This window comes from Bradyrhizobium sp. CCGUVB14, assembly GCF_024199935.1.
Classification (GTDB): domain Bacteria; phylum Pseudomonadota; class Alphaproteobacteria; order Rhizobiales; family Xanthobacteraceae; genus Bradyrhizobium.
In genome coordinates, this window is the sequence record NZ_JANADS010000001.1 from 2575285 (window position 1) to 2589912 (window position 14628).

The 14628-nt window shown below is 63.7% G+C and carries 18 protein-coding genes; 12 read left to right on the top strand and 6 right to left on the bottom strand.

Annotation, left to right across the window (positions count from 1 at the left end):
* Positions 1-9: 9 nt before the first annotated feature.
* The 9 genes from NLM32_RS11885 (at position 10) to NLM32_RS11925 (ending at position 9464) form a co-directional block, all read left to right on the top strand.
* Positions 10-1707 carry a methyl-accepting chemotaxis protein gene (locus NLM32_RS11885; protein WP_254129158.1) on the top strand — a complete coding sequence of 566 codons (1698 nt, stop codon included), beginning with the start codon at positions 10-12 and terminating at the stop codon, positions 1705-1707.
* A gap of 31 nt (positions 1708-1738) precedes the next feature.
* On the top strand, positions 1739-2209 hold the full coding sequence (locus tag NLM32_RS11890) for a chemotaxis protein CheW (protein ID WP_200472456.1): 471 nt from the start codon (positions 1739-1741) through the stop codon (positions 2207-2209).
* A gap of 57 nt (positions 2210-2266) precedes the next feature.
* Positions 2267-4072, top strand: coding sequence for a methyl-accepting chemotaxis protein (locus tag NLM32_RS11895; protein ID WP_254129159.1), 1806 nt, complete (start codon positions 2267-2269; stop codon positions 4070-4072).
* A 135-nt stretch (positions 4073-4207) separates the two neighbouring features.
* Positions 4208-5062 (top strand): protein-glutamate O-methyltransferase CheR, encoded by an 855-nt coding sequence (locus NLM32_RS11900; RefSeq protein ID WP_254129160.1) that lies wholly within the window; start codon positions 4208-4210, stop codon positions 5060-5062.
* A gap of 17 nt (positions 5063-5079) precedes the next feature.
* Entirely contained in the window at positions 5080-6171 is a 1092-nt protein-coding gene (locus NLM32_RS11905; protein ID WP_254129161.1) for a chemotaxis response regulator protein-glutamate methylesterase, read from the top strand.
* 5 nt (positions 6172-6176) lie between these two features.
* The gene (locus NLM32_RS11910) at positions 6177-7898 is read left to right on the top strand and encodes a chemotaxis protein (RefSeq protein WP_254129162.1); all 1722 of its coding nucleotides are present in this window, start codon (positions 6177-6179) and stop codon (positions 7896-7898) included.
* A 150-nt stretch (positions 7899-8048) separates the two neighbouring features.
* On the top strand, positions 8049-8495 hold the full coding sequence (locus tag NLM32_RS11915; protein WP_254129163.1) for a hypothetical protein: 447 nt from the start codon (positions 8049-8051) through the stop codon (positions 8493-8495).
* A 126-nt stretch (positions 8496-8621) separates the two neighbouring features.
* Entirely contained in the window at positions 8622-8906 is a 285-nt protein-coding gene (locus tag NLM32_RS11920) for a hypothetical protein (RefSeq protein ID WP_254129164.1), read from the top strand.
* A gap of 129 nt (positions 8907-9035) precedes the next feature.
* Positions 9036-9464: a CHRD domain-containing protein gene (locus NLM32_RS11925; protein WP_254129165.1), complete on the top strand. Its 429-nt coding sequence runs from the start codon at positions 9036-9038 to the stop codon at positions 9462-9464.
* 53 nt (positions 9465-9517) lie between these two features.
* On the opposite strand, the gene NLM32_RS11930 is transcribed toward NLM32_RS11925, so the two are convergent.
* The 5 genes from NLM32_RS11930 to NLM32_RS11950 all read right to left on the bottom strand — a co-directional run bounded on the left by NLM32_RS11930 (position 9518) and on the right by NLM32_RS11950 (position 12776).
* Positions 9518-9883 (bottom strand): VanZ family protein, encoded by a 366-nt coding sequence (locus tag NLM32_RS11930; RefSeq protein ID WP_254129166.1) that lies wholly within the window; start codon positions 9881-9883, stop codon positions 9518-9520.
* Positions 9884-10037: 154 nt separating this feature from the next.
* Positions 10038-11624: an EAL domain-containing protein gene (locus tag NLM32_RS11935; protein WP_254129167.1), complete on the bottom strand. Its 1587-nt coding sequence runs from the start codon at positions 11622-11624 to the stop codon at positions 10038-10040.
* 152 nt (positions 11625-11776) lie between these two features.
* Positions 11777-11941, bottom strand: coding sequence for a hypothetical protein (locus tag NLM32_RS11940; RefSeq protein WP_254129168.1), 165 nt, complete (start codon positions 11939-11941; stop codon positions 11777-11779).
* A gap of 189 nt (positions 11942-12130) precedes the next feature.
* The gene (locus tag NLM32_RS11945) at positions 12131-12382 is read right to left on the bottom strand and encodes a hypothetical protein (protein WP_254129169.1); all 252 of its coding nucleotides are present in this window, start codon (positions 12380-12382) and stop codon (positions 12131-12133) included.
* A 220-nt stretch (positions 12383-12602) separates the two neighbouring features.
* On the bottom strand, positions 12603-12776 hold the full coding sequence (locus NLM32_RS11950) for a hypothetical protein (protein ID WP_254129170.1): 174 nt from the start codon (positions 12774-12776) through the stop codon (positions 12603-12605).
* Positions 12777-13364: 588 nt separating this feature from the next.
* Between NLM32_RS11950 and NLM32_RS11955 the strand changes: the two genes are divergently transcribed.
* The 3 genes from NLM32_RS11955 (at position 13365) to NLM32_RS11965 (ending at position 14350) form a co-directional block, all read left to right on the top strand.
* The gene (locus NLM32_RS11955; RefSeq protein ID WP_254129171.1) at positions 13365-13520 is read left to right on the top strand and encodes a hypothetical protein; all 156 of its coding nucleotides are present in this window, start codon (positions 13365-13367) and stop codon (positions 13518-13520) included.
* A 158-nt stretch (positions 13521-13678) separates the two neighbouring features.
* The gene (locus tag NLM32_RS11960; RefSeq protein ID WP_254129172.1) at positions 13679-13831 is read left to right on the top strand and encodes a hypothetical protein; all 153 of its coding nucleotides are present in this window, start codon (positions 13679-13681) and stop codon (positions 13829-13831) included.
* A gap of 249 nt (positions 13832-14080) precedes the next feature.
* Positions 14081-14350 carry a hypothetical protein gene (locus NLM32_RS11965; protein WP_254129173.1) on the top strand — a complete coding sequence of 90 codons (270 nt, stop codon included), beginning with the start codon at positions 14081-14083 and terminating at the stop codon, positions 14348-14350.
* A 19-nt stretch (positions 14351-14369) separates the two neighbouring features.
* Here the strand turns inward: NLM32_RS11965 and NLM32_RS11970 are convergent, their stop codons facing one another.
* Positions 14370-14576, bottom strand: a complete 207-nt coding sequence (locus NLM32_RS11970) for a hypothetical protein (protein ID WP_254129174.1) — start codon at positions 14574-14576, stop codon at positions 14370-14372.
* Between the last annotated feature and the right edge of the window lie 52 nt (positions 14577-14628).

Sequence of the window (14628 nt, forward strand, 5' to 3'; positions counted from 1 at the left end):
GGGCTGGATATGAGATTTACGGTCAAGGCAAAGCTTGCCAGCGCGTTCGGCCTGGTCATCGTTCTGTCGATGGTTGCCGGCGGCGTCGCCTATATGAAGCTCGGCGACATGATGGCGACGGCCGACAGCATTGTCCTGCGCGCCAAGCGCATGGAAAAGGCGACCGAGATCGAGAAGGACATTCTGATCCAGCTTCGCGCGGAAAAGAACGCGATTATCGGCAATGAGAGCGAAGTCGACCTGGCTGCGGCGGACGCCGCCAAGCGTCGCGACGCCGCCCTGAAGACCAAGGATGAGGTCTACGCCCTGGCGAGCGAGGCCGGCCGGAAGCTGCTTGACGCCTTTGCCGTGACCTACGCCAAGATGAATGCCTATCAGGAAGAGACGATCCGGATCGCCAAGACCGACAAAGCCAAAGCGATCGATCGCTCCACCAATGAGGGCCGCAAGATCGTGAACGAGGCGCTTGAGTCGATGGGCGCCTACGTCGAGAACACCAAGAAGCAGATGGCCGACCAGGCCGTCGCGTCGAAGGAAGAGGGGCACCAGGCGCAGTTCTTGCTGATGACGCTCCTTGGCGTGTCGCTGATGGTCGCGATCGCTGCGGCACTGTGGATTTCGATCTCGATCAGCCGTTCGCTGGGTCGCGCAGTCAACCTTGCCGGCGCGGTCGCCGATGGCGATCTCAATCAGACGATCCCGTCGTCGAGCAATGACGAAATCGGCGATCTCACGAAGTCGCTGAACGTGATGGTCGAAAAGCTTCGCCAGATCGTCGCCGAGGCGCTCACCGCTGCCCAAAACGTCTCCGCCGGCAGCCAGGAGCTCTCGGCCAGCGCCGAGCAGCTCTCGCAGGGCGCGACCGAGCAGGCGTCCTCCGCCGAGGAGGCTTCTTCCTCGATGGAAGAGATGGCCTCGAACGTGAAGCAGAACGCCGACAACGCCAACCAGACCGAGAAGATCGCGGCGCAGTCGGCCAAGGATGCCGAGGCCAGCGGTGTTGCCGTCGGTCGCGCCGTCCAGGCGATGCAGACCATCGCCGAGAAGATCACCATCGTGCAGGAGATCGCGCGTCAGACCGACCTGCTCGCCCTGAATGCCGCGGTCGAAGCTGCCCGCGCCGGCGAGCACGGCAAGGGTTTCGCGGTGGTTGCCTCCGAAGTGCGCAAGCTTGCCGAGCGCAGCCAGGCTGCCGCAGCCGATATCGGCACGCTATCGAGCGAGACCGTGAAGGTCGCGCAGGAAGCGGGCGACATGCTGTCGAAGCTGGTGCCCGACATCAAGAAGACCGCCGAGCTGGTGCAGGAGATTACCGCCGCCTGCCGCGAGCAGGATGTCGGTTCCTCGCAGATCAACCAGGCCATCCAGCAGCTCGACAAGGTCGGCCAGCAGAACGCCAGCGCCTCCGAACAGGTGTCCTCGACCTCGGAAGAGCTCGCCTCGCAGGCCGAGCAGCTGCAGTCGACCATCTCGTTCTTCCGCATCGAGCAGGCCGGTCGTGGCGAGAGCGCTTCGTCCGCGCCGATCGACCGTGCCGTGACCCAGCTCCGCAGCAAGGCAGGGCAGATGCAGGCGGCGGATCGTGGCGCAAAGAAGCCTGTGCCCGCGCGCAAGCCGGCGCGCGCGATGAAGGTCGCCAATGGCGGCGGTTTCGCCTTCGACATGCACGACGGCGAAGACGATCGCGACGCCGAGTTTCAGCGCTGACAACTAGAACCATCTGACCCTGGACTTGAGCATGGCCGCAACCTCGCAATATCTGACGCTCGGGCTCGCCGGCGAGACGTTCGGCATCTCGATCCGCAACGTGCGTGAAATCCTCGACATGCGGCCGATCTCGCGTCTGCCGCATGCGCCGAATTTCCTGCTCGGCATGATCGACGTGCGTGGCGCCGGCTATCCGATCGTGGATCTCCGCACCAAGCTCGGCCTCCCGGCCGTGGCAGCGACCGAGGCGACCCGCATCATCATCCTCGACGTGCCGATGAAGGAGCGCCTGGTCGGCGTCGGATTCGTCGCCGACTGCGTGTTCGAGGTCACCGACATCGACGAGCAGGCGATCGAGCCGATCCCCGAGGTGGGCGGCAAATGGCAGTCCGACTACGCCGCCGGCATTGGCCGCAAGGGCGAGAAATTCGTCGTCATCTTCGATCTCGCCAAGCTGATGGCGAATGACGAGCTACCGGGCGAGGCGCCTCGCGCCGCCTGATCCTAGATTTTGTGCAGCAAGCGTAAGCAACATTAATCCAGAACTACGAGATACATCATGAGATTCACCGTCAAAGCCAAGCTTGCCAGCGCCTTCGGCGTCGTCATCCTGCTGTCCATGATCGCCGGTGCGGTCGGGTATTTGAAGCTGTCGGATATGGTCGGTACCACCGAGCAGCTGGTCGGCCGCGCGGGCCGGATGGAAAAGGCCGCGGAGCTCAAGGAGGGCGTGCTGTTCCTGGTGCGCGCCGAGAAGAACTCGATCCTCGCGGCAAGCGATGCCGAATACGACCAGTTCGTCGCCGACCTCGCCAAGAACCGCGAAGCGCTGACGAAGTCCAAGGACGAGATCACCGCCGCGGCCAGCGAAAGCGGCAAGAAACTGATGGAGAATTTCTCCGTCGCGTTCGCCAAGCTGAACGCCTATCAGGACGAGACGGTCAGGCTTGCGAAGACCGACAAGCCGAAGGCGCTCGACCGCTCCATGCATGACGGCCGCAAGGTCGTCGCGGACGCGTTGGAGGCAGCTGACGGCTACATCAAGAACGTCAAGAAGAACATGGCGGAGCAGGCCGAGCAGTCCAAGCAGGACGGCGCCCGCGCCGAGATGCTGCTGATCAGCCTGGTGATTGCCTCGCTCCTGATCGCCGTCGTCGCGGCGACCTGGATCGCGCTCAATATCAGCCGCGCGTTGGCGCAGGCCGTCGGCCTCGCCGATGCGGTCGCGATCGGCGATCTCAGCCAGAAGATCGAGGCTTCGAGCAATGACGAGATCGGCGATCTCATCAAGTCGCTGAACGCGATGACGGTGAACCTGAACGCCACCGCGGCCCTTGCCAACCAGATTGCGCAGGGCGACCTCACCGTCGAAGCCAAGGCGCTGTCGGACAAGGATACGCTCGGCCTCGCGCTCGAACGGATGGTGGAGAAGCTCCGTCAGATCGTCTCGGAAGCCCTGACCGCGGCGCAGAACGTCTCGGCCGGAAGCCAGGAGCTCTCGGCCAGCGCCGAGCAGCTTTCGCAGGGCGCGACCGAGCAGGCCTCGTCCGCCGAGGAAGCCTCGTCCTCGATGGAAGAGATGGCTTCGAACGTGAAGCAGAACGCCGACAACGCCAACCAGACCGAGAAGATCGCGGCGCAGTCGGCCAAGGACGCCGAAGCCAGCGGTGCTGCGGTGGGTCGCGCCGTCAACGCGATGCAGACCATCGCCGAGAAGATCACCATCGTGCAGGAGATCGCACGCCAGACCGATCTGCTCGCGCTCAACGCCGCGGTCGAGGCCGCGCGCGCCGGCGAGCACGGCAAGGGCTTTGCGGTGGTCGCCTCCGAAGTGCGCAAGCTCGCCGAGCGCAGCCAGGCGGCGGCGGCCGAGATCGGCACGCTGTCGGCCGACACCGTCAAGGTCGCGCAGGAAGCGGGTGCCATGCTGTCCAAGCTCGTCCCCGACATCAAGAAGACCGCAGAGCTCGTCGAGGAGATCACCGCGGCCTGCCGCGAGCAGGACGTCGGCTCGGCCCAGATCAACCAGGCAATCCAGCAGCTCGACAAGGTCGGCCAGCAAAACGCCAGCGCCTCCGAGGAGGTGTCCTCGACCTCGGAAGAGCTCGCCTCGCAAGCCGAGCAGCTGCAGTCGACGATCGCCTATTTCCGCATCGAGCATGGCGGGAAGAGCAACGGGCCGGCGCCTGTCGACCGGGCCGTCACTCAGCTCCGCGCCAAGGCCGCGACCATGGCAGCGGCCGAGCGCCCCGCCAAGAAGCCGCAGGCCAGGCCGGCACGCGCCATGAAGGCGGCGGGCGGTGGCGGCTTTGCTTTCGACATGAACGACGGTGAGGATGATCGGGACGCCGATTTTCAGCGCTGAGATTTTCCGGGAACAGGTCCGCCCGCCCATCGGGCGGACTTGTTCTCTTCTCTTGTGTAGACGCGTAGGAAGCAAAATGGCCCGGTTGGCCCGACATTCATTGCATGCGGGCCGTCAGGGCCGGGGCAGGCGGCCATGATGCCCGCCATGCAGGATACGGCCGTGCACTTGTCGGACCGTCATTTCCGGACCATTGCCGAACTGATCGAAGGCCAGGTCGGCATCAAGCTGCCGCAGGGCAAGCGGCTGATGCTGGAGGGACGTCTGCACAAGCGCGTGCGCGCGTTGAACTTCTCCGACCTGAACGAATATGTCGACAACCTGTTCGAGGCCGATCATTTCGACACCGAGCTCACCCATCTGATCGATGTGGTGACGACCAACAAGACCGACTTCTTCCGCGAGCCGCAGCACTTCACTTTCATGCGGGACATCGCCATCCCGGCGCTGCTCAAGTCGCACGGCCGGAAGAATGCAAACCTGAAATTCTGGAGCTCGGCGAGTTCCACCGGCATGGAGGCCTACACCACCGCGATGGTGCTGGACGACATGACGCGGAGCGGGTCGCGATTTCAGTACCGCATCCTCGGCACCGACATCTCGACCGCGGTGCTACGCCTCGCCAAGACCGCGATCTACACCCGCGACGTGCTGGCACCGGTGCCGGAGCCGTTCGTGAAGCGATATTTCCTGTCCTCGCGCGACAAGTCGCGTGGTGAGGTGCGCGTCGTGCCGGAACTGCGGCGCATGACGCATTTCATGCGCATGAACCTGATGGATCCGTCCTATCCCGTCGACCGGGACGTCGACGTGATTTTCTGCCGCAACGTGCTGATCTATTTCGACAAGCCGACCCAGCGAAAGGTCGTCGAGCAGCTCTGCAATCATCTGCGGCCGGGCGGGTATTTGCTGGTCGGCCATTCGGAATCCATGATTCACAGTGCCGTCCCGGGTTTGAAGCAGGTTCAGCCCACCATTTTTCAGGTCTGATTGGAGCTCCGCCGAATATGCCGAAAGGGAAAGTTCGCGTACTGATCGTGGACGATTCGGCGTCGGTGCGCCAAATCCTTCAAACGATCCTCAACGATGATCCCGACATCGAGGTGATGGCGACGGCGTCGGATCCGTTCGTGGCGGCCCGTCGTCTCCAGGACGAACTTCCCGACGTCATGATCCTCGACCTCGAGATGCCGCGCATGGACGGCATGACGTTCCTGCGCAAGATCATGGCGCAGCGTCCGATCCCCGTGATCATCTGCTCGTCGCTCACCGAGGAAGGCTCGAACGTGATGTTCGAGGCTTTCGAGGCCGGCGCCGTCGATATCGTGCCCAAGCCGAAGATCGACACGCGGCAGGCACTGCTGGAGTGCTCGACGCGGCTGCGCGAATCCGTGAAGTCGGCGGCGCGTGCGCGCGTGCGGCCGCGCACGGAACGACGGGTGATCGAGAAGAAGCTGACGGCCGACGCCATCATCCCGCCGCCGGTGCAGGGCAAGGTCCGGCCGACCACCGAGCGCATCGTGTGCATCGGTGCCTCGACGGGGGGAACGGAAGCGCTCAACGACGTGCTCGAGATGTTGCCGGCGAACTGCCCTCCGATTTTGATCGTCCAGCACATGCCGGCGGGCTTTACGGCCGCCTTCGCCAGGCGCCTCGACGGCGTCTGCCAGATCCGCGTCAAGGAGGCGGAGGACGGCGAGCCGGTGCTGCCGGGCTGGGCCTATATCGCGCCGGGCGCCCGGCACATGCTGCTCCAGCGCATCGGCTTGCGCTATCAGGTCGCGATCAAGGACGGCCCGCCGGTGTCGCGGCATCGGCCCTCTGTCGACGTGCTGTTTCGCTCCGCGGCCCAGCACGCCGGCGCCAATGCGCTCGGGGTCATCATGACCGGCATGGGCGATGACGGCGCGCGCGGCATGCTGGAAATGCGCAAGCTCGGCGCCTCGACCCGCGCGCAGGACGAAGAGAGCTGCGTCGTGTTCGGCATGCCCAAGGAAGCCATCGCCCATGGCGGGGTCGAGAAAGTGGTCGCGCTGAATCATATCCCGCGCGAGATCATGCACTGGTACCAGGCCGGGCACGCGGCGACGGTAGGTTGATCGCGATGTCCGTGCTTCCGGCCAACACGCTGACGGATACGATTTCCGCGGTCGAAGACGTCTCGTCGCGCATCGAGGACGTGTTTGCGCGCGTCGGTCACGAGCTCGGTCGCGGCCACATCATCTTCAAGGAGCTGAATCAGGGGCTCGCGTCTCTTTCCGAAGAGCTCTCCGGTGCCGAGATCGAAGGTGCCGCGACTGCGCTGCAGGAGATCGCGGCGCGACTGAGCGAGCTGGCGCAGGCACTGCCGGCCGAGAGTGCGCTGCTGGCGACGATCGGCAAGAGCACGACCGAGGCATCCGCGCTGCTGAAGCCGCTGTTCAAGCATATCCAGATGATCACCATCATCGCGCGCAGCGCGCGGATCGAGGCGGCGTCGCTCGATGGCGATCGCGAGGGCTTTCTCGCCTTCACGCAGGAAGCCTACGATCTCGGCAAGGCCGTGCAGGGCTCGATCGAGGGGTGCGCGCGAGACCAGCAGCGCCTGTCGGACGCGGTCGCGGCCGCCTCCGGCCGGCAGAAGGAATTCGAGAGAAGTTACGGCGATCAGCTGGTCGCCGAGAGCGCCGAACTCGGTGCGGCCTATTCCGGCCTGCGCGACCAGCGCAGCAAGAGCAGCCATCTCGCCGATCTCGCCAGCGGCAGCACGCGGAAGATCGCCGAGGCGGTCGGCGGTGCGATCATTTCCCTGCAGGCCGGCGACAGCACGCGGCAGCGCCTTGAACATGTCTGCCACGGCTTGCGCCTCTCCTCCGACGCCGCGCCGAGCCTCGTTCCGGAACCGGTCGCAAGCGATGACGGCGCGCATGCGATCCGCCGGCTGCAGGCGGCTCAGCTCAGGGACGCGCAGCGCGAGTTCGGCGGCGACATCGGCCAGATCATCCGCGCGCTGTCGGCGATCCTGAGCGATGCAAGTGGCGTCGTCGGTCACGGCCGCTCGCTGTTCGGTGGCGAGAACGGTTCTTCCGCGTCGTTCCTGACCCGCATCAAGCAGACGCTGGCCCAGGCCTCGACCTTGATCGGCACGTGCGAGAGCGCCGGACGCGCGGTCGACGAGGCGCTCGCGGTCGTCGAGGATACGCTGACGAAATTCCGCCAGGCCATTGCGGGGCTGGCGGAGGCCACGGTCGACATCACGCTGATCGGCATGAACGCGGGTCTCAAGGCGAGCCATCTCGGTAGCCGCGGCAGCGCCTTCGTCGTGATCGCGAACGAGCTGAAGGCGACTGCAGACCAGGTCTCGGCCGGCGCAGGGCGCTTGCGCCCCGTGCTCGACGGCATCGAGCGCTCCGCCAACGCGTTGAAGGAGCTCCGCGTCCAGGGCGATCCGACGCAACTCGCCAATCTGGAGCCGCAGATCCTCCAGGCGCTGCGCGAGGTCGAAGCCGGCAACGAACGGCTCGGCAAGCTGATGAGCCGGCTCGTCGACGAAGGCGCCGAGTTCGAAGGCTTGATGAATTCGGCGCAAGGGCTGATGAGCTCGCTCGGCGAGAGCTCTGCGACGCTGCCCACCGTCGCTGCGCGCCTGGAGACGGCAAGCGCAGGCACGCATCGGCCGCAGCCGCAGGACGAGGCGCTGCTCGACGGTCTCTTCGCGCGCTACACGATGGAGCGCGAGCGCGACATCCACCGGGAGTTTTTGCAAGCGCTCGGGCTGACGTCGAGCGCTGCCGCTCGCCGGGTCGAGGCTGTCGAGCCTGCGGATGACGGCATCGAATTGTTTTGAGTTGCCGCGGGCGTCGCGCATGCGGCACACCGCAATTTGACGCTTTGGTTTTGCAGGTCGTTAACCGTGGCGGAATACCCGCCATATCGGCCATTGTCGCGCCCCAGAGTTGGTCGCAAATACGTTTGAATATTGCGACGGATGTTGTTCATGTTGAGAGACGGCAAATACGCTGCCTGGTTCAGAACCCCGCGTGGCCAGGGCACCGGCCTCGTTGAATTGATCGAGGGGCGAATCTCGGGCCGTGACAGCTTCTTCACCTATGGCGGCTCCTATCAGGTCGATCAGCAACGCTTCACGGCTGTTCTGACCGTGAAGCGCCACGCCGAGGGCAATCCGAGCGTGTTTGGTCCTGATGAGGTCGAGGTCAATCTGACCGGCCTCTGCAGCGGCGCGATGGCGACATGCTCGGGCACGGCGCGAGAGGCGCCCGATGTCGAGTTCGAGTGCACGTTGATCTACAGCCAGGAAGAAGCGCTGCCGGCCGATGCGAAATGCGCGGTCCTCAAGCTCAATCCCGACAAGTTGCCCAAGGGGCTCGACAGCCGGTCGCGGCCGCGGCCGCCATTCACGCCCTCCAGGCCTCCGGCGTCCTGACGCATCCTGCGCCTTAGCTTTGCGTTGACGCTGTTGTCGCGAAAGCACGTGAAGGCCGCACCGCGGCAACAGTGCTTTTAGATGTGAAATCTAGGTTGAGGCCCATAACAAAAGGCGGACAGGGATATGCCTCAGATCTGGATGACTTATGACGAACTCGCGACGCTCAGCGGCTGCACGGCCCCTGAAGCCAGGGTGCTGGCACTGCACTTGTTGCTCGATCGGCGCAAGAGCCGCGATGGAAACACCCGCGTCAAGCTGGACTTTGGCTTGATGACCCGCTTCTTCGAGACCATTCGCGAGGGCGAATTCGGCCTCGATGACGCGATCACGGCGCTGCGCGAAACCCACCGGCAGATGTCCGCCGGATTCGGCACCGATCAGGACGGCTTCAGGCGCGGCGTGGCGTAGGTCCGCCGCTCCGGCAGCAGTCCGCTCCGCTCGAATCAGGCATAATCATCCAGGCGGAATTTGGTGCGACCTCCGGTGTTTCACACCGGAACAGGTCGAAGCCAACGGAATCCGGGCTGGGAGGTTGCCATGTTGAGAGCCGTGTACCTGGCGGGTGCGTTGGTTTTTGCGCTCCCGCCCCTTCTCGTGACCACCGCCGGCGCCGAAGTGGTCAAACTGCAGGCCGACCTCAAGGGCAGCAACGAGGTGCCGCCCAACGCGAGTTCCGGCTCCGGCAAGGCCGAGGCGGCTTTCGACACGGATACCAAGGTTCTGACCTACACGGTCACCTACGCGAATCTGACCGGTCCGGCGCTCGGCGCGCATTTCCATGGACCGAGCGAATCCGGCAAGAATGCCGGCATCGCACTGCCGTTCAAGTCGACGCAAAGCCCGATCCAGGGCACCGCAACCCTCACCGAGACGCAGGCTGCCGATCTCCTGGCCGGCAAATGGTATGCGAACATTCACACCGCGGCCAATCCAGGCGGTGAGCTGCGCGGGCAGATGGCAAAATGATTTGTCGGCCCGGCTGCATATCGCGTTCGCGATGTGAGCTGACGCCGCCCGCGTCAGGACGGCGGTCTGGGCAGGAAAGCCAGAATGGTCTGGGCGAGGCTGACGCCGAGGATGCCGCCGGCCGACTTTTGCAGCACGTCGATGAATCGCGGATCGCGATCCGGCACCAGCATCTGCAGGACCTCGAGTCCGACGGCGACCGCGATCACGAATGCGCAAGCCAGCCTGAAGCGTCCCGGCAGCAGGAACGACAGCAGGAAGCCCAGCAGGCAATAGGCGCTGAAGCGCTCGATGACGACGACCCAATACGCCTCGGCATGGCCGATCAACACCGGCCTGCCCGCAAGCGTCGCCAGCGTGGCATAGACGATCAGCGCAAGGCAGACGGCCGCAGCTGCGATGAGGTGATTTCGGCGCATTGCAGCATCATAGCCGGTCGACCGGCGTGCCGCTCTCGAAAGCGGAGAATATCGTTAAGGGGCGTATCTCTTCGATGGCGCCTTCATGACAGGTGGTTCGCACCGGGACATGGTGCAGATCGCAACTGTCCGAATTCGGACCAGCCGGGCAGGCCTACGCCACCAGCGCGGTATCGCCTGCCGGAGCCACGGTCGCGGCACGCCGCGACGCCAGCAATTCGCTGAATTTCGCCAAGGGCAGGGGCGCGGCGACGAGATAGCCCTGACCCTCTTCGACGCCGCACGAGATCAGCGCGCGGACCTGCTCCTCGGTTTCGATGCCTTCCGCAACCACGGTCATGTGGAAATCCCTGGCGAGCGCCACCAGCATCTCAACGATCGTCGTGGTCGAGGCGTCCACCGTGATGGTGTCGACGAAGAACTTGTCGATCTTGATCGTGTTGGCACCGAGCCCCTTTAATCGCGACAGTCCGCTATGGCCGACGCCGACGTCGTCGATGGCCACGCGAAAACCGTAGTCGCGCAACTCGCCCACCACGGCCGCGGCGCGCGCGAGATCGTCGAGCTCGTCGCGCTCGGTCACCTCGAGCACGATCTGTCGCGCGGACACCCGTGCCGCCGCGACGGTGCTGCGAAGCGTTTCGACGAACCCTGCGCCGAGCAGGTGCCTGGGAACGACATTGAATGAGAGCTTGAAATCCTTGTCGGCCTTGAGAAGCGGCTGGAGGTCGGCCAGCGCGCGGCCGAGCAGCTGCCAGGTCATGGCCTCGATCCGTCCGCTGGATTCCGCCAGTGGGATGAAATTCATCGGCGGCACCACCGTGCCGTCCTCGCGCAACCAGCGCGCCAGCATCTCGCAGCCTCTGATCTCGCCGGTGTGGAGATCGAAGATCGGTTGGAAGTAAGGCTTGAATTCACCCCGCGCCAGCGCGCGATCGAGATCGGCGACGGGTCCTTCCATGCGCCGCGTCCGCGACAACAGGACCCCGAACAGCACACCGAGTGCGACCGCGACCGCCATCGCCGGCCAATAGATCTCGCTGTTCCAGGTCGACAGCACGGAATTGTCGATGCGGATGACCGCGCGCAACGGATAGCGCGCTGAGCCTTTCTCGAACTCAATCGGATGCGCCGGCGTTTTGTCGGCGTCGAGCGCGAACTCGCCGAGCTGTGCGCCGTTCTTGAGTGCCAGCAGCACCTCGCCATGGGCGCGCAGCTCGGCCGGCATGATGTCGAACAGGCTGGAGTTGATGCCGAGAATGGCGACCAGTGCCTTGTTGTCGCCGATGTCCCTGAGCACGCCGAGCGCGTCGCCACCGAACTGCTCGACACGGAATAGCATCAACTTCGAATCGCGGGACGCAAGCATGTCGGCCCGATCGACCCAGCCCTTGTCGAATTCGAGCGTCTCCGAATAGGCCGAGCAGATCACCGAGCCGTCCGAATTGACAAGGCGGACGTCCTTCACGGCGGAGCGCTGATAGACGTGGAGGCGGATCGCCTGGAGCGAGGCGGGGGCGCATGTGGCGAGCCCGCGGCCGGCCAGCTCGTCAAGGCTCGCGGTCGCGAAGTCGACGGCGAATTCGGACCGGCGCAGCACGACTTCGGTCAGCTCGTCGAGTTGGCGCGCCTGCTGATCCCGGATGAACCGCGTCGCCGCGATGTGACCGGCAAGGGCGAACGCAACCATGCCCGCAAGCACGAGCACTGCCAGTGAGAGTTTCGGCCGTGTTGCTTTCATCCGGCCCGCAGAGGTTAAGAGAGAATGACCAGAACTCTAACCTCGGAGGCGCTAAGATAGGGTTTAAGGCGATCGCGTGTGGTTGCATGACGCCAGTTCACAGTCCTGGGAACGCCCGAAGGCCTCCGGCGCGACCGGGGACGTCGGCGGCGTCAGGCGCGGCGGCGCAATTGCGATTTCACCCTGACGGGACTGAGATGGCGGGCGCCGGTATCAATGTTCCAGCTATCGGGCCGGCTCACCCACAATCGCCACGCGGCGACCAGGACATTAATGGCGAGCCAAATCGACATCACAATTAGGAAAGAGTTTGCCATGATGGGCTCCGCCCCCCGCATTCCCTAAGGGAGCAATGCTGAGGCGGCCCAGGAGTTCCGTTTATCGAGGGTTGGGCAAGCGATCGCGGCGCCGCTCAAATTCTCGTCATCCGCGGGGGGAGCCCGTCGGGGCAAGCGCGACGAGGATCGGTTCGCTGCCAGGACGATGGCGTCGGCGGCGCGCCGCGTTCAACGTCGATTGTAGGACCAGCCCTTGTCGACATTGGTCGGGTAGCGGGCCGCGAAGTAGGGATTCTTGAGGCAGTTATGCGCGGGGTCATAGATCCGGTCCGCGCATTCGTGGAAATTCAGGAATCGGCAATCGAAGCCAAACGCACACCAGGGTGCCCCCTTCGGGAAACCGAACCCCACGGGAACTTGCGCCGACGCCACGGAAGGAAGGGCCAGGAGCAAGGCGACGGCGAGAGCGCGGGACAACATGGTGCAATCCTCCAACAGATTATCGATCGGATACCGAGGCCGTCGAGCAAATGCCTCGGTAACAAAAAAGCCGACGTTCAATTGGAGAGTCAAACATCCGGACGCGGAGAGATCGAGAGCGCTGCGACGTCGGGAATGCGTCGTTTTGCGACTTGCATTCGGCCGGTGCCGACGGCAATGGCCCGCATCCACGAATTGTCGCTCGCGCGGCATAGGCCCGCTAGCTCTTCTTGGCGGCCTTCGACTTCAGCGCCAGGCCGAGACGCAAGGCCATTCGCTTGATTGCGTCGGGCGATCGCCCGAGCTGCTTCGCTGCGTCCTCCAACGACGTCGAAGATTTGGCCAGCTCCATGAGCCGGCGGTCTTCCTTGAACGACCAGGGCTTCCGCGCCATAACCGAAATCATCCTCTTCCATCGACACAACGACAAAGCCGCCAAGCGGACCCATGTCGCTCGACGGCTTTGCTTGGGTGGGGCCGGGCTCTTGGGGAAAGCCCGGTGCGAAGATGGATATGCGATCGGTGAGACTTCGCAACAAACAACGGGGATTAAGCTAACCCCTCAACCTTACCGCGAGGAAATCGGCCCTTGGCGCTCCGTACAATTCCGGGGTTTTCCTTATCGCGCGTCAATCGGCGACCTTCGCGACCATCCGGCCTGACATCCCGCCACCACGTCCGGTTGCCGCCGAGCCGGTCTCCGCTCCGTCCGCAAGACAGCTTGCAAAACTTCACATGCAGTCGGAAGGACTCACGTGAAAGTTGCAAACTCTTGATTCGTCAAAAGTCCGCACAAACGCGTCGTCGGAAAAATTGTTCCGCGTTCCGACGTTGCGGGCAGCATCGATTCAAAATTCGTTGAAGATCGCTGTCGTGATGGATTCTGCATGCGCGGCGACCGTTTCTCGTCTGTATCCGTCACGAGATCGTCGAATTCATTCGGCTATGATCGCGCGAGCGATACAAGAAAAAGAAGATCGAGATGCTTCAAAAAACGCTATCTGCAAAGCCTCTATCGAAGATGAGAGAGCGGGCATTCGAAGGTGCCTTTCTCGGCATTGCGCTGATCGCAATGGCAGGGTGGGCCTATTTCATCGTTCTGCTGTCGGTGAAATTCTTCTTCTGGCTGTTTGGCTGACGCGAACGGCCAGGAAGCAAGCACGCTGCTGCACAAAAATTCCCGCCTGTGACAACAAAATCAGCGACCGCGATCACGATCTCGACACAACTCGAAGGTGAGAATGTTCGCACTCCGAAAGGAGGCGACGGACGCGCGGCCAAAGTGAAAGACCTCGGATGAGTTGGGTTTCGATTCTGATTTCAATCTTCGTCGGCTTCTGCATCGGCTATGCGATGCGCGGGCGGCGGGCGCGCAGGGAACAGCGACCGGTCCAGGCTGCCTGGCAGCGCCAGCACCTGTCGTTTGCCAGGGCGCGCCGTGCGTTCTGAGCGAATTCAGCCGAAACCGCGCCGCGCGAAGGTAACCATACGAGGCAGGTTAGGTCGTGCCCGATATTGTTCCGCTCGCATGCCCTCACTAAGTTGCGCATGGTTCTTGCGGGACTTGATGGTCCCTGCGTGCGCGACTGAGTTTTGGAATCCGACGCGGATGGTCAGGCAATTTGCCCCTGGCCGTTCGGGCTCGCGGGCATTGTCCGGTTGGTCTGAGCGGCCCGTGGATCGCGAGAGAGGTTCGCTATGACGAGCGTCAGGAACAACAATGCGCCGCGGCGATATTTTGTCGATGCGGTCGGCAGGCGCGTTCTGATCGGGCTTACGCTCGAGGAGACCTTTGAGTTCGAGCGGCTCGACAGCGAGCCGGATGCCGGTCGAACCGGAGCAATCTGGATCGAGCGAAGTTCTCAGCCTGCTCCGGGCGAGCAGCGCTGGCTGGAGCTCTATGCCAAGCACGAAGACGCATGGAAGGTCTGGATGGCGCAAAGCCGCGTCGATCGGCCCTACCTCTAGCCTTTTACAGGCTCCAATCTCAGGCCAGTTCGTCCGGGACAGGCGGCGCGGGAAAAAGCTTCGCGAGGCGGTCCAGCCCGATCCCACGTACCCTTGCGTCAAGAGCATGTCGGGCCATGACGTGCCTGAACTTCCATTCCGGCCCGGAAAACTGGTCCGCGTCCCAGATCTGCGGCTTCGGACGACCATCCAGGCCGCGAATCCAGACGAAATAGGATTCGTGCATCCTCGTGTGAGTCCCTCTTGCGGATCGACGTGGTCGGCTGCCGTCACATCTT

Excerpts from the sequence above, each read along its gene's own strand:
- NLM32_RS11960 (WP_254129172.1), top strand. The coding sequence starts at position 13,679 with ATGAGTTGGGTTTCGATTCTGATTTCAATCTTCGTCGGCTTCTGCATC.
- NLM32_RS11915 (WP_254129163.1), top strand. The coding sequence starts at position 8,049 with ATGTTGAGAGACGGCAAATACGCTGCCTGGTTCAGAACCCCGCGTGGC.
- NLM32_RS11955 (WP_254129171.1), top strand. The coding sequence starts at position 13,365 with ATGCTTCAAAAAACGCTATCTGCAAAGCCTCTATCGAAGATGAGAGAG.
- NLM32_RS11910 (WP_254129162.1), top strand. The coding sequence starts at position 6,177 with ATGTCCGTGCTTCCGGCCAACACGCTGACGGATACGATTTCCGCGGTC.
- NLM32_RS11940 (WP_254129168.1), bottom strand. The coding sequence starts at position 11,941 with ATGGCAAACTCTTTCCTAATTGTGATGTCGATTTGGCTCGCCATTAAT.
- NLM32_RS11945 (WP_254129169.1), bottom strand. The coding sequence starts at position 12,382 with ATGTTGTCCCGCGCTCTCGCCGTCGCCTTGCTCCTGGCCCTTCCTTCC.
- NLM32_RS11950 (WP_254129170.1), bottom strand. The coding sequence starts at position 12,776 with ATGGCGCGGAAGCCCTGGTCGTTCAAGGAAGACCGCCGGCTCATGGAG.
- NLM32_RS11920 (WP_254129164.1), top strand. The coding sequence starts at position 8,622 with ATGCCTCAGATCTGGATGACTTATGACGAACTCGCGACGCTCAGCGGC.
- NLM32_RS11890 (WP_200472456.1), top strand. The coding sequence starts at position 1,739 with ATGGCCGCAACCTCGCAATATCTGACGCTCGGGCTCGCCGGCGAGACG.
- NLM32_RS11885 (WP_254129158.1), top strand. The coding sequence starts at position 10 with ATGAGATTTACGGTCAAGGCAAAGCTTGCCAGCGCGTTCGGCCTGGTC.
- NLM32_RS11930 (WP_254129166.1), bottom strand. The coding sequence starts at position 9,883 with ATGCGCCGAAATCACCTCATCGCAGCTGCGGCCGTCTGCCTTGCGCTG.
- NLM32_RS11925 (WP_254129165.1), top strand. The coding sequence starts at position 9,036 with ATGTTGAGAGCCGTGTACCTGGCGGGTGCGTTGGTTTTTGCGCTCCCG.
- NLM32_RS11900 (WP_254129160.1), top strand. The coding sequence starts at position 4,208 with ATGATGCCCGCCATGCAGGATACGGCCGTGCACTTGTCGGACCGTCAT.
- NLM32_RS11905 (WP_254129161.1), top strand. The coding sequence starts at position 5,080 with ATGCCGAAAGGGAAAGTTCGCGTACTGATCGTGGACGATTCGGCGTCG.
- NLM32_RS11935 (WP_254129167.1), bottom strand. The coding sequence starts at position 11,624 with ATGAAAGCAACACGGCCGAAACTCTCACTGGCAGTGCTCGTGCTTGCG.
- NLM32_RS11970 (WP_254129174.1), bottom strand. The coding sequence starts at position 14,576 with ATGCACGAATCCTATTTCGTCTGGATTCGCGGCCTGGATGGTCGTCCG.
- NLM32_RS11895 (WP_254129159.1), top strand. The coding sequence starts at position 2,267 with ATGAGATTCACCGTCAAAGCCAAGCTTGCCAGCGCCTTCGGCGTCGTC.
- NLM32_RS11965 (WP_254129173.1), top strand. The coding sequence starts at position 14,081 with ATGACGAGCGTCAGGAACAACAATGCGCCGCGGCGATATTTTGTCGAT.